The sequence below is a fragment of the Streptomyces sp. NPDC026394 genome (assembly GCF_055567735.1).
Window position 1 is genome coordinate 75,860 of sequence record NZ_JBVHPX010000010.1, and the last position, 14,131, is coordinate 89,990.

Consider the following 14,131-nt stretch of genomic DNA (forward strand, 5'->3'; position numbering starts at 1 on the left):
GCCAACTCCCCTTATTCGACGTGACCGTTGTGTCCGGAAAGCTCGGGCGGAGTGAGCGGATTCATAGCGGTGACGTCCCGGGGGGCGAGCTGGAAGCCCTGCCAGTGCACCGGCATGGGTTCCTGGTCCTCGTCCCGGGCGATGTGGTGGTACCCGATGTTGACCCACGCGATGGGGTGGCGCAGCGGCTGTCCGTTGACCCACCGGTCCACGCTGGTGCCCGCGCCGGCTCCGCAGTTCGCCAGGTTGTTGCTGGCGAACTGCTCACACGTGTTGTACTCGGTGAAGAACACGTCGTGCCGGGTGAAGGCGCGTCCGGTGTACTTGCTGGAACGACCGGGGACGATCTCGTACGACCGCGGATGACCGTCCTTGTTCTTGCCGATGTTGCTGACCACCCGCCACCAGCGGGTCGGCCCGGCGTCCCCCGCCAGCTCCTTGGCCACCGGCGTGCGGACCGTCTTCGTCTTGGGGGTCAGCCCGCCGCTCTGCGCGGTGGTCGTCGAGTCGAACTGCTCGACCCGGTTGGCCGACGAGCCGTCCAGCCCGAAGTTCAGCCGCCAGAAGACGTTGTGGCTGTGGCTGGTGGCGTAGTCCTTGGCGCCCTTGCCGATCGGCCAGCCGCGGCCGTCGCCCGCGTCGTAGTCGGCGGGCGAGAGCGTGCCGGTCGCTCCGACCTGCATGTTGATCGTGCCGTCCGCGGAGAAGCGCCACTCGACGATGTATTCGTACCACCCGGTCTTGTTGACCGTGTAGACGAGCAGGTCCTTGCCCTGGAGCTGCTGGATCCTGGTGGTCTCGCCGGGGTAGCGGCCCAGGCGGTAGGCGTGACCGCGGGCCCGGGTGGTGACGCACAGTCCGTTGACGTCCGGGTGGTCCGGGTCCCAGGCGTCCGGCACCTTGACCGATTTGATGGTGCCGCCGGGACACTCGCCCGGGTCCAGTGTCTGGAGTCCCTGGGCGAAGCTCTGGCCGGTGAGGTCGTCGTACTCGTTGCCGCCGTCGTCGTAGGGGACGTGGATCTGCGCCAGTTTCGCGCTGGTCAGCACCTGGATCGGGCGGGGCTCGTTCCTGGGCTGGTACGAGACGTTGTCCAGAACCAGCCCGGCGTTCGCGTCGTAGTGCCAGCACATGCGCCAAGTGGTGCCGGCTTCGAGGGTCTGCGTGATGCTGTACGGGGTACTGCACCCTGCGGCGGTGGCCGCGGGCGGAGACGGCGGGGACGCCGAGGACACAGCCCGGGCGGCGGCCGGTCCGCTCGTCAGGGCGGCCGTACCGAGCAGCAGCGGCGCGGCGAGCAGTGCGGCGCGCCGGAGCCGGGCACGGTGGGTACGGACGGGGGTACGGGCAGGGACACGGGCGCGGCCGTGGCCGACGCGGGCGCGGCGGAAGGGTCTTTCGTGCATGGAAACGCTCCTGTACGGCAGTGGGACACGAGCTTCGGAGTACGCGGGTGCGGGGTGCTGCGCGGTTCCCGCCGGGCGGCGGCCGGCCCGCGGCGGGCCGGGACGCCGTACCGGGGCACGCGCGGGCGGCTCAGCCGAGCCGGCCGACCGTACGGGCGCTCAGGTCGACCACATAGCGCCGGGTGTCGATCCACTGGCCGTCGCGCACCTTGGTGAAGAGCCGGACGCAGCGGTGCTCCCCGCAGGCGCGCAGCTTGGCCGGAGCCGGTCCTTCCGCCTCGCCCCGGTAGACGAAGCCCCGCACGGTGAGCTGGCCGGGACCGGTCAGCTCCTTGCCGGTGGCGTGTTCGTAGTCCTCCCGCAGCCCGGCCCCCTCGGGGGCGGCGATCAGCAGCCCGGCCGCGGTCTCGCTCTCGGCCCGGTTGGGCGGCGGCTGCACCCCGTGCCGGCTGTCGCTCTTCTCCACCTTCCCGGTCGTGAGGTTGACGGTCTTGGTCACGTACGCGTCGGACCGGTAGTCGTAGAACGACACGTTCGCCCGGCGTGGCGGGGCGGCGAGGCCGGTCTCGTCCGGGCCCAGCTCGGCCAGGCCGGTGGTCAGCCGCTCCGGGCCCGCTCTGCCCTTGACGTCCTCGGTAGCGCTGCGGAACGTACGGGGCGTGGCGAGGGCCTGGGCCCGCGCCACCTCGTCGTCCGTGAGCGGGTCCCGGCCGACGCCCGCGCTGCCCTCCTCGGGCGCGCGTTCCACCGCTCCCGGCCGTACCTGCGACGTCTGGCCGGTTCCGGCCTCCGGTCCTTCGGCCGCGGCGGCCCGGCTCCCCCCGCCGGTGGTCCCCGCGTCCCCTGGCAAGGTCACCGCGGCCAGTACGGCGGTACCCGCCAGCGCCGCGGCCGCGCCCGCCACCAGCTTGCCCAGGTGGCGGTGCATCATGTTGCGCACTGTTCCCCCCTGCTGCCTCATGGTGCTCAGACATATCGGTCGTCCTGTACGACGATCCGACTTCGCTGCGGGTTGCCCATCTTTCGGCGCAGATCGCGCGAAAAACCAGCCGTATTGGGCAGGTTGGAACACGAGACGATCGCAGCACCGTACGCAGCAAACGAACACGGCGACGCATGACCGCCGTGAGGCCCCAAGGCTTCGCGGCGCCCATCGAGGAAGTGGAAGAGTCGACGTATGCAGGTCTGGCCGGGACAGATGTATCCCCTGGGTGCCACGTACGACGGTGCGGGCACCAACTTCGCGGTGTACTCCGAGACGGCGGAACGCATCGAGCTGTCACTGCTGCACGACGACGGCTCGGAGACCGCCGTCGAACTGCGGGAGACCGACGCGTTCGTACGGCACGCCTACCTCCCCGGGATCATGCCGGGGCAGCGGTACGGCTTCCGGGTGCACGGCCCGTACAAGCCGGAGCGCGGCGACCGGCACAACTCCGCCAAACTGCTGCTGGACCCGTACGCGAGGGCGGTCAGCGGCAGCATCGACTGGGACGAGGCGGTGTACGGCTACCACTTCGGCAAGCCGGACAGCCGCAACGACCTCGACTCGGCGCCGCACACCATGACGTCGGTCGTGGTCAACCCGTACTTCGACTGGGGCGACGACCGCCCGCCCCGCACCGACTACCACGAGACGGTGCTCTACGAGGCGCACGTCAAGGGCCTGACCATGCTCCACCCCGACCTGCCGGACGACCTGCGCGGCAGCTACGCGGCGCTGGCGCACCCCGCGGTCATCGAGCACCTGACCGAGCTGGGGGTCACGGCCCTGGAGCTGATGCCGGTCCACCAGTTCGTGCACGACCACCGCCTGGTGGACGCCGGGCTGGCGAACTACTGGGGCTACAACACCATCGGCTTCTTCGCCCCGCACAACGCGTACGCGTCCTGGGGCGACCGCGGGCAGCAGGTGCTGGAGTTCAAGTCGGCGGTACGGGCGCTGCACGAGGCCGGTATCGAGGTCATCCTCGACGTCGTCTACAACCACACGGCGGAGGGCAACCACCTGGGTCCGACGCTGTCCTTCCGCGGCCTGGACAACGCCTCGTACTACCGGCTGGCCGACGACCCCCGCTACTACATGGACACCACCGGTACCGGCAACTCGCTGCTGATGCGCAGCCCGCACGTCCTCCAGCTCATCATGGACTCGCTGCGCTACTGGGTGACGGAGATGCGGGTGGACGGGTTCCGCTTCGACCTGGCGGCGACGCTGGCCCGGCAGTTCCACGAGGTGGACCGGCTGTCCTCGTTCTTCGACCTGGTGCAGCAGGACCCGGTGGTCAGCCAGGTCAAGCTGATCGCCGAACCGTGGGACGTGGGCGAGGGCGGTTACCAGGTGGGGAACTTCCCGCCGCTGTGGACCGAGTGGAACGGCAAGTTCCGCGACACCGTACGGGACCTGTGGCGCGGCGAGCCGCGTACCCTAGCCGAGTTCGGCTCCCGGCTGACCGGCTCCTCCGACCTCTACCAGGGCGACGGGCGGCGCCCGCTGGCCTCCGTCAACTTCGTCACCTGCCACGACGGCTTCACCCTGCGCGACCTGGTCAGCTACGACAACAAGCACAACGAGGCCAACGGCGAGGACAACCAGGACGGCGAGAGCTTCAACCGGTCCTGGAACTGCGGGGCCGAGGGGCCGACCGACGACCCCGGGGTCCAGGAGCTGCGGGCCCGCCAGATGCGCAACTTCATCGCCACGCTGCTCCTCTCGCAGGGCGTGCCGATGCTCAGCCACGGCGACGAGTTCGGGCGCACCCAGGACGGCAACAACAACGCGTACTGCCAGGACAACGAGCTGGCGTGGGTGCGCTGGCCGGGTACGGGCGGGACTGCGGCGTCCGACGGCGCATCGGGCGCGACGGCCGGACCGGGCGCGGACTCGCCGGGCGCCCTGGACGGATCGGGTGCCACCGCCGACCGCGGCGCGGAGGCCGCCGATGGCCCCGGCGCGGACGCCCGGGGGCAGACCGACGTCCGCGAGGAGGACCGGGAGATGCTGGCCTTCGTCCGGCAGATGGTGTGGCTGCGGCGCGACCACCCGGTCTTCCGCCGACGGCGCTTCTTCCACGGCCGGCCCATGGAGGGCACCCATGACGAGCTGTCCGACATCGCCTGGTTCACCGCGGAGGGTGAGGAGATGCGGCAGCGCGACTGGCAGGCGGCACACGCCAAGTCGCTGACGGTCTTCCTCAACGGCAGCGCGATCACCGAGCCGGGGCCGCGCGGCGAGCGGATCACCGACGACTCCTTCCTGCTGATGTTCAACGCGCACGGCGACGACCGGGAGTTCACCGTGCCCGTCGACCACGGCCGCCAGTGGCAGGCGGTCGTGGACACCGCCCATCCGGAGGTCGTGGCCGACGGCGGCGGCATCAAGGCCCAGGCCGGCGATCACCTCACGCTGCCCGGCCGCAGCATGATGGTGCTCCAGCGGCCCGCCTAGGACGTCCCGGCGCCGGAGGCCGTACAGGGCCGGGAACCGCCTGCGCACGGCGGTGCCCGGCCCCGCCGGAGCGGTCGCGCGGGTACGTCGCGCGGCTCCCGCGTCCAGTACGTCTACGCCACCGGCCGTACACCCGGCTCCGCCATTGCGGTGGATCCTGCCGGTTCCGTACGGCCGGGTCCGGTCGCCGTACGGCGTAGTACGCGTGCCCCTGCTCCGCGACGGTCAGTTCGCGCAGGTCCCGGCCATGCCTCCGTACGGCGGCACCCCGCCCCGGGGCGGGCCGGGGCGGGCACGAACGGCTCCCGTCCGGTGCGCCCCTCGCGGCCGGGCCGGTGAAACAACAGGCCGTCCGGCGGGTACGGGTGTTCCCATGACGGCCGATTCCAGTGCGCCACCCACCGCCACTGCGCCCCCCACCGCCACCTACCGGCTCCAGCTCCAGCCGGACCTGCCCTTCGCCACGGCCGAGAAGGCCGTGCCGTACCTCGCCGCGCTGGGCGTCTCACACCTCCACCTCTCCCCCGTGCTGGAGGCGGTGCCCGGGTCCACACACGGCTACGACGTGGTGGACCACTCGGAGGTACGGGCCGAGCTGGGCGGCGAGGAGGGCCTGCGCGCGCTGGCCGCGACGGCCGCGGCGCACGGACTGCGGCTGGTGGTGGACACCGTGCCCAACCACATGGCCGTCCCGGCGCCGGAGTCGCTCAACGCACCGCTGTGGGCGGTGCTGCGGGACGGCCCCTCGTCCCCGTACGCCCGCTGGTTCGACATCGACTGGGACGGCGGGCACGGCGGACGGGTGCTGCTGCCGGTGCTGGGCGGGCGGCTGGGCGACGAACTGGGGAACATCCGGGTCGACGGCGACGTGCTGCGCTACCACGACCACGCCTTCCCCATCAGGCCCGGCACCGAGCAGCTTCCGCTGCCCCGCCTGCTGGACGCCCAGTGGTACCGCCTCGCCTGGTGGCGGCTGGCCCGCAGCGAGATCAACTACCGGCGGTTCTTCACCATCTCGGAGCTGATCGGCGTACGGGTCGAGGACGAGGAGGTCTTCGAGGCGACCCACACCACGCTCCTGCGGCTGATGCGCGACGGTGTCGTCGACGGGCTGCGCATCGATCACCCGGACGGCCTGGCCGCCCCCGGCGACTACCTCGCCCGGCTGCAGGCCGCCACCGGCGGCCGCTGGACGGTGGCCGAGAAGATCCTGACCGGTCGGGAGAAGCTGCCGCGCGGCTGGCGGTGCGCGGGCACCACCGGCTACGACGCGCTGCGCCACCTGGACGGCCTGTTCGTCTGCCCGCTCGGCTCCGGGCGCCTGTTCAGCGTCTACCGCGACTTCGTCGCCCCGCTCGCGGACGCGGGCGGCGACTGGGAGGAAACCGTCCGCCGCGCCGCCTACGAAGTGGTCACCCACGACCTCGCCGCCGAGGTCGAACGGCTGGTGCGCACCGCGGGCCGGATCAGCGACCGGGCGTCCCACCAGGGCGACCACGCGCCCTGGGCGCTGCGCACCGCCGTCCGCGAACTGCTGGTCCGGCTGCCCGTCTACCGCCCGTACGCCACCGACGGCGCCGGAGTGCGCGACGCGCAGCGTGGCGAGCAGGACGCGGCGATGCTGGCCGAGGCCGCCGCGCGGGCGCGTACGGTCTTCCGCGCGCCGGAGGAGGCGCTGGCCGTGGACCTGGTGCGCGACCTGGCGCTGGGTCTGCTCGGCAACGGCCCGGACTGCGCGGATTTCGCCGCACGCTTCGCCCAGACCTCCTCCGCGCTGCGCGCCAAGTCCGTGGAGGACACCGCCTTCTACCGCTACGTGCCGCTGCTGTCGGCCTGCGAGGTCGGCGCCGACCCGGGGGCGCCGACGGTGGGCGTGGACACCTTCCACGCGTACTGCGCCCGCGTCCAGCGGGACTGGCCGCTGACCTCGACGGTGCTCTCCACCCACGACACCAAGCGCAGCGCCGACGTGCGGGCGCGGATCGCCGTCCTGACCGAATGCCCGGACCGGTGGCGGGAACTGCTGCGCCGGGTGTCCGCCGGGAGCGAGGGGCCGCAGCCGCCGGACCAGCACCTGGCGTGGGTGGCCTGGCAGACCGCCTTCGGCCTCGGCAGGCCGTCCGCCGAACGGCTGATCCCGTCGGTGCTGAAGGCGGTACGCGAAGCGGGGCTGCACACGTCCTGGACGGACCAGGACACCGGGTACGAGGAGGCGGTCGGCGACTTCCTGCGCGCCGGCCCGTGCGGACCGGCGGCGTCCTCGCTGACCGAACTGGCCACCGGACTCGCGCCGTACATCCGTGCCAACGTGCTCGGCGCGGCCCTGCTGCACCTGACCATGCCCGGCGTACCCGACCTGTACCAGGGCACCGAGACCGAGTACAACGCCCTGGTAGACCCCGACAACCGCCGCCCGCCCCGGCTCCGCGCCGACCTGCTCACCGAACTCGACGACGGCGCGGAACCGCAGGACCTGTCCGCCGAAAAGCTGCTGCTGACCGCGACGGCCCTGCGCCTGCGGCGGAGCCACCCCGAGTGGTTCGGCACCGAGGGCACCTACACCCCCCTGCACGCCGACGGCACCGCAGCCGGCCACTGCCTGGCCTTCGCCCGGGCCGGGCGGGTGGTGACGGTGGCCACCCGGCTCTCCCTCCGGCTGGCCGAGGACGGCGGCTGGCGCGACACGGAACTGACGCTGCCGAGCAAGTCTGCGGGCACGGGCGCGGGCACAGGGGCGGGCTGGCGCGAACTGCTCACCGGCCGGGAGCTGCACAGGCCCGTGGTGTGCCTGCGCGAGCTGCTGGGACGGTATCCGGTGGCGCTGTTGGTCGCGGAGGGCTGAGGGGCCTGCGTGTACGGACGGGCCGGAGCGGCGGCTGCTCCGGAGCGGAACCGCGGACTCGGCGGCAGGCGTCGGTGACGGCAGTCCTCTGCCCAACGGCCCGCCGATTCCGAGGAGTACACCTCATGCGCGTCCACCTCAGCGCCGACATGGAAGGCGTCACCGGACTGGTCGACGCGGACGGCGTCCAGCCCGGCGGGCGGGACTACGAACCCGGGCGGCTGATGATGGCGGAGGACGTCAACGCCGCCGTCCGCGGCGCCGTCGCGGCCGGCGCGGCGGACGTGATCGTCAACGACGCGCACGGGCCGATGCGCAACCTGCTCCCCGAGGCCCTGCATCCGGCGGCCCGTCTGATCCGGGGCAGGCCGAAACCGATGGGAATGCTCGAAGGGCTCCCCCCGGGCACGACGCCATGATCCTGGTCGGCCACCACGCGCGGGCGCGCCCGGCGTGCTGAGTCACAGCTTCATGGGCCATGGGATCGAGGACATCCGGCTGGACGGCCGCCCCGTGGGCGAGACCGGCCCGGCGCAGGCCACCGCCGCCGCGCTCGGTGTGCCCGTCGTGGCGCTCACCGGTGACGACGGGGCCTGCGCGGAGATGCGGGAGTGGGACGACCGGGTCGCCACCGTCGCCGTGGCAGTCCGCCTCGGTGGCGGTCGCCTTGCTCGCCATACCGGGGGTGACCTCGGTCGGCAGCCGGACCGTCCGGGCTCGCGGGCCGCTCACCGACCTGTACCGGCTCTTCGGTGCGTGGATGCGGGGCGCGGCTGCACTGACCGACCAGGCGCCGTACTGCCGATCCGTACCGCCGAGCCCTGCCCCTGCCCTTCCGCCGCCCTACCGCCGAGCCGTACTGCCGACCAGCACGCCCCCGGGGGCCTCACCGCCCACCGCCCGGCACCCGGGTCTCGCGGAGGAGCGTGACGAACCGCGCGGCCGCGCCGGTGGGCGGGACTCGGGAGAAGGCGGTGATCTCGCGGCGCCACGGCGGGTCGGTGGGGACGGCGGTGCAGGCCAGGCCGGTCAGCTCGTGGGCGGCGGTGATCAGGACGCCCACGCCGGCCGTGGCCATCCGTACCGCGGTGGACGTGTGCTGCGTACGGACGGCCGTACGGGGCGTGAAACCGGCCCGTTCGCATTCCACGTCCAGCCACCGCCGGCCCGCCAGGACCGGCTCCAGCGCGCAGCGCACCCACGGCCGGTCGGCCACTTCCTCGATCCGGACGGCGGCGCGCCCGGCGAGCGGGTCACCGGGCGGCAGGACCATCACCATCTCCTCCGCGCCCACGACCGTGACGGGGCCCGGCCACTTCTCGGGCCGCGGCCCGACCGCCAGATCGGCGACGCCGCGCTCCATGTGTGCGAACAGATCCTCGGTGGTGGCGTATTCGTGCAGGATAAGGCGCACGCCGCCGTACTCGCGCCCCCAGCGCGCGCAGACCTCCGGGAGCACGCCCACGGCGTGCGCGTGCACCGTCGCGATGTGCAGCTCGCCGCTCTCCGCCCCGGCCGTCGCGAGTGCGGCCCGGCGGGCCTGTTCGGCGCTGCGTACGGCGAGTTCGGCGTGCGGGAAGTAGGCGCGGCCCATGGGCGTCAGCCGGACGCCGCGCGGCATCCGTTCCAGCAGCGGGCCGCCGACCTCCCGTTCCAGGGCCTTGATCTGGTGGGACAGCGCGGACTGGGTGACGTGCAGCAGCTCGGCCGCCCGGGTGAAGGACCCTTCCCCGACAACCGTGACCAGATATTCCATCTGCCGCAGACTCACGCCGACTGCTCCTTCTGCATCCTGTTCCGCAACCTGCCATGAACGTTTCTCATCGTCCCCATGGAAACATTGCCTTGGACTCATGACGGGAGGCGGGCGGAGGCTGACCACATGAGAGACACGCAGCAGGGCGGCGGCAGCAGCGACAGTGGCGGCGAGACCGACGTGATCGTCATCGGTGGCGGTACCGGCGGCTACAGCACGGCTCTGCGGGCCGCCGCCCTCGGGCTACGGGTGGTCCTCGCCGAGCGGGACCTCGTCGGCGGCACCTGCCTGCACCGCGGCTGCATCCCCAGCAAGGCGATGCTGCACGCGGCGGAACTGGTGGACGGCATCGCGGAGGCGCGTGAGCGCTGGGGCGTGAAGGCCACGCTCGACGCCGTGGACTGGGACGCGCTGACCGCCACCCGCGACGGCATCGTGGCGCGTAACCACCAGGGCGTCGAAGGGCACTTGAAGCGCGCCGGGGTGCGTGTGGTGCGCGGCAGCGCGCGCCTGACCGGCCCGCGCTCCGCCTTCGTCGAGGCCCCGGACGGCGGGGAGTTCACCGCCCGGCGCGGCGTCGTCCTGGCCACCGGCTCCCGCCCACGCGGGCTGCCCGGCCTCGTACCCGACGGCCGTACGGTCGTCACCAGCGACGACGCCCTGTTCGCGCCGGGGCTGCCGGGCTCCGTCCTGGTATTGGGCGGCGGCGCGATCGGTGTCGAGTACGCGTCCTTCCACCGGTCGATGGGCGCCCGGGTGACACTCGTGGAGGCCGCGGGCCGGCTGCTGCCCCAGGAGGACGAGGAGGTGAGCCGCCATCTGGCGCGCGGCCTGAAGAGGCGCGGCATCACGGTCCGTACGGACTCGGTGCTGACCGGGGCCGACGTGACGGACGACGGGGTGCGGGCCACCGTCCGTACGCCCGAGGGCGAGGAGACCGTCGGGGCCGAGCGGCTGCTGGTCGCGGTCGGCCGGGTGCCGGTGACCGACGGCCTGGACCTGGCGGCGGCCGGCCTGGCCACCGACGGGCGCGGCTTCGTGCCGCCCGCCGACTGGTCCCGGCTGGAGACCGCCGTACCCGGCGTCCACGTCGTGGGCGATCTGCTGCCGCCCCCGTCCCCCGGCCTGGCGCACGCCTCCTTCGCCGAAGGACTGCTGGTCGCCGAGACACTGGCCGGCGTACCGTCCCGGCCGGTGGACCACGCGACCGTGCCGCGCGTGACGTACTCCTCCCCGCAGACCGCCTCCGTCGGCCTGACCGAGGCCGAGGCACGGGCACGCGGGCTGGCCGTCCGGGTCAACACCCTGCCGCTGACGGCGGTCGCGAAGGGCATGGTGCACGGGCAGGGCGGCGTGGTGAAGGTGGTCGCGGCGGCGGAGGGCACCGGCACCGGGGCCGTACTCGGTGTCCACCTGGTCGGTCCGCACGTCTCGGAAATGATCGCCGAGAGCCAACTGCTGGTGGCCTGGGACGCCGAACCGTCCGACGTCGCCCAGCACATCCACGCACATCCCACCCTGTCGGAAGCGGTCGGCGAGACGTTCCTGACGCTGGCGGGGCGGGGGCTGCATCAGCATTGAGCGGCGCCGCTCCGGCAGGGCGGGCCGTCCGGCGGCCACGGCCCGGCTCCCGCCTGCCCACCGCCTCCCGGAAAAGGAGTTGCGCCACCCCGGCCGCACGTCCACCATCGGCGCGTACGACCCGCACCACCGCGTACGATCCGCCCCGTACGCCCGCGCACGGACGTCCCGTACGCACCCCGGATCTCAGGCAGGAGCAACGGAATGCGCCGAAACCTCGGAACTACTCAGCGCCCTTACCGGACGACAGTTCTCGAGGTCTCGACCACCCATGCACACCCTGAACATCGGCATTCTGGCCCACGTCGACGCGGGTAAGACCAGCCTGACCGAGCGGCTTCTGTACGCGACCGGCGCCATCGGGCGGCTCGGCAGTGTGGACGCCGGGGACACCCGGACCGACACCGGCGCCATCGAGCGTGAACGCGGCATCACGATCCGCTCCGCGGTCGCCTCCTTCACCGCGGGTGACGTCCAGGTCAATCTGATCGACACCCCCGGGCACTCCGACTTCGTCGCCGAGGTCGAGCGCGCCCTGGGGGTACTGGACGGCGCCGTGCTGCTCCTGTCCGCCGTGGAGGGCGTACAGGCGCGTACGCGTGTCCTGATGAAGACGTTGCGGCGGCTGCGGCTGCCCACCCTGTTGTTCGTCAACAAGATCGACCGGGCGGGGGCGCGGACCGACGCGCTCGTGGCGGACATTCGCCGTACCCTGGCACCGCACGTCGTCCCGATGGCCGCCGTACGCGACGCGGGCACCCCGGACGCGCGGACGACGCCGCTGCGCGCGCACGGGCCCGCCGCACGGGCCCGGCTGACCGAACTCCTCGCCGACGCCGACGACGACATCCTCGCCCGCGCCGTGGACGGCCCGCCGCCCACTTCCGACGAGCTGCTGGCCGCGCTGGCCGCCCGTACCGCGGACGGCTCGGTGCACCCGCTGTATTTCGGGTCGGCGATCGGCGGGCAGGGGATCGGCGCGCTCGTCGACGGCATGACCCGGCTGATTCCGCCGGTGCCCGGCACCGCCGATGCCCCGCCGCGCGGCACGGTCTTCGCCGTCCGGCGCGAGCCGGGCGGCGGGAAGAGCGCCTACCTGCGGCTCTACGACGGTGAGGTGCGGCCGCGCGGGCCGGTCACCCTGCACCGCCGGGAACCGGACGGCACGGCCGCCCGCGTCGAGGGACGGATCACCGCGCTGGAGGTCGTGGGCCGCCCGCCGGGTGACCGGGCGCCGCTGACGGCCGGGAACATCGCGGTGCTGCGCGGCCTGCCCGGCGTCCGGGTCGGCGACCGGTTGGGCGACGCAGCGCCCGGCGCGCGCCGGGCGGGTGGCGAGGCGCTGTTCTCCCGGCCGACCCTGGAGACCGTGGTGCGCGCCCGGCGCCCGGCGGAAGCCGCCCGGCTGCGCGCCGCGTTGCTGGGGCTGGCGGAGCAGGACCCGCTCATCCACGCCCGTCCGGCCGGCTCCGGTGCCACCTCGGTCCTCCTCTACGGGGAGGTGCAGAAGGAGATCATCGCGGCCACGCTCCTCCAGGACCACGGCATCGCGGCGGACTTCGCACCGAGCCGGGTGGTGTGCGTGGAACGGCTGCTGGGCACCGGCGAGGCGTACGAGGAGATCACCGGACGTGACCACGTGGGCTGGTGGGCGACGGTCGGCCTGCGTGTCGAGCCCGGCCCCCGCGGCTCCGGCCCGCTCTTCGCGTACGAGACCGAACTGGGCGCGCTGCCGCACGGTTTCCATCAGGCGGTGGAGGACACGGTGTACGCGTCGCTGCGCGGCGGGCCGCAGGGCTGTGCGGTCACGGACTGCCGGGTCGTGCTGACCCGTTCCGGTTTCGTGGGGCCGGTGAGCACGGCCGGGGACTTCCGCGGGGTCACGCCGGTCGTCCTGGCGCGAGCGCTGCGCCGGGCCGGTACGCGGGTGTACGAACCGTGCCACTCCTTCGAGGCGGAGGTGCCGCTCGACACCGTCGCCCCGGTCACCGCGCATCTCGCGGCCCTGGGCGCGCAGTTCGACGACGCCTCGGCCACCGGCGGCCGCTGGCTCCTCACCGGCACCCTCCCGGCCCGCCGGCTCCCCGACGCCGAGCGGCGGCTGCCGGGTCTCACCCGCGGCGAAGGCACTTGGTGGTCCCAGCCGGCGGGACCGGCGGGCGACCGGCCGGTGCCGCAGGGGGCGTCGTACGCCTAGGGCACTGCCGACGGGTCTCCGCGGCGTCGCTGCGCCGCGACGCCGCGGAGATCACCCTGGGCACCGTCGTGATCCGGGGTGTGGCGGCCCGGCCGGCTACCCCTCCGTGAGGACGTAGTCCACGCGGCCGAACGCCACGTGGTCGCCGGGGCGGACCAGTACCTCTCCCACCACCCGGCGGCCGTTGACGCAGGTGCCGTTGGTGGAGCCGAGGTCGCGCAGGAACCAGCCGCCGTCCGCGCTGCGCAGTTCGGCGTGGGCGCGTGAGACGGTGTCGTGGTTCAGGCGCAGCCCCGAGCCGGGGGCGCGCCCTATGCGGAGGGGGAACGGGCCCGGCGCGGGCAGCAGCAGTTTCGGCAGCCGCTCGCGGCGCCACGCCCTGCGGACCATGATGTTGAACGACGACACCTTGCCCACCGCGCGCAGCACGACGCCCTCGACCCGGCCCCGGGAGGCCAGGTCGGCGGTGGCCGCGGCGAGTTCGGCGTGCTGCCGGGCGGTGAGCACCAGCTCCAGCCGCCGCAGGAAGGTGTCCTGGGACAGCCTGCCTTGCGCCGCGCCTTCGCGCAGCAGTTCCAAGGCGCGTTCCCGGTCGGCTTCCGACGGGCGTGCCGGTCGGGCCGGGAACTCCAGCGATGTCATGCCGGAGATTGTCCGGTGCCCGCGCGCCGGTGTCCAGCCGGACGGACCGGGGCGGAGCCCGGCGGGAGGCCGGGCGTGCCTGCCGGAAAACCGTGGCGCCGCGCCGGTGGTCGAGGCTACGCTCTGCGCCGGCCCCGGACGAGGAGAGGAGGCGAGCGCCGTGCCGCAGTACCCGTTCCCGCGCTCCCGCTCCGCCCGCCGGGCCGTTCCGGGCTGATCCCGGCCCGTCGGGAGCGCATCGCCTGTCTTCCGAGAGGAC

At 73.5% G+C, this 14,131-nt stretch carries 8 protein-coding genes and 1 pseudogene; 5 read left to right on the plus strand and 4 right to left on the minus strand.

The features are described 5' to 3' along the window. Positions 1-11: 11 nt before the first annotated feature. On the minus strand, positions 12-1,406 hold the full coding sequence (locus tag ACZ4QV_RS23280) for a copper amine oxidase (protein ID WP_361151510.1): 1,395 nt from the start codon (positions 1,404-1,406) through the stop codon (positions 12-14). 130 nt (positions 1,407-1,536) lie between these two features. Then, positions 1,537-2,337, minus strand: a complete 801-nt coding sequence (locus ACZ4QV_RS23285) for a Tat pathway signal sequence domain protein (RefSeq protein ID WP_361583289.1) — start codon at positions 2,335-2,337, stop codon at positions 1,537-1,539. 246 nt (positions 2,338-2,583) lie between these two features. Between ACZ4QV_RS23285 and glgX the strand changes: the two genes are divergently transcribed. From glgX to ACZ4QV_RS23300, 3 genes and pseudogenes are all read left to right on the plus strand, one after another. Further along, complete coding sequence (glgX, locus tag ACZ4QV_RS23290) at positions 2,584-4,854, plus strand: glycogen debranching protein GlgX (RefSeq protein ID WP_361636465.1); 2,271 nt, start codon at positions 2,584-2,586, stop codon at positions 4,852-4,854. A gap of 373 nt (positions 4,855-5,227) precedes the next feature. Beyond that, positions 5,228-7,696: a malto-oligosyltrehalose synthase gene (treY, locus tag ACZ4QV_RS23295; protein WP_361151501.1), complete on the plus strand. Its 2,469-nt coding sequence runs from the start codon at positions 5,228-5,230 to the stop codon at positions 7,694-7,696. Between the two features lie 125 nt (positions 7,697-7,821). Beyond that, a pseudogene (locus tag ACZ4QV_RS23300) lies at positions 7,822-8,498 on the plus strand (M55 family metallopeptidase); the annotation flags it as partial. A gap of 84 nt (positions 8,499-8,582) precedes the next feature. Here ACZ4QV_RS23300 and ACZ4QV_RS23305 read toward each other — a convergent pair. Beyond that, positions 8,583-9,467, minus strand: coding sequence for a LysR family transcriptional regulator (locus tag ACZ4QV_RS23305; protein ID WP_361151496.1), 885 nt, complete (start codon positions 9,465-9,467; stop codon positions 8,583-8,585). Between the two features lie 111 nt (positions 9,468-9,578). Between ACZ4QV_RS23305 and lpdA the strand changes: the two genes are divergently transcribed. After that, positions 9,579-11,033: a dihydrolipoyl dehydrogenase gene (gene lpdA, locus ACZ4QV_RS23310; protein WP_361583280.1), complete on the plus strand. Its 1,455-nt coding sequence runs from the start codon at positions 9,579-9,581 to the stop codon at positions 11,031-11,033. Between the two features lie 271 nt (positions 11,034-11,304). After that, entirely contained in the window at positions 11,305-13,230 is a 1,926-nt protein-coding gene (gene otr(A) / locus ACZ4QV_RS23315; RefSeq protein WP_467763367.1) for a tetracycline resistance ribosomal protection protein Otr(A), read from the plus strand. Between the two features lie 96 nt (positions 13,231-13,326). Here the strand turns inward: otr(A) and ACZ4QV_RS23320 are convergent, their stop codons facing one another. Beyond that, positions 13,327-13,872: a DUF1707 and FHA domain-containing protein gene (locus ACZ4QV_RS23320; RefSeq protein WP_361151490.1), complete on the minus strand. Its 546-nt coding sequence runs from the start codon at positions 13,870-13,872 to the stop codon at positions 13,327-13,329. Between the last annotated feature and the right edge of the window lie 259 nt (positions 13,873-14,131).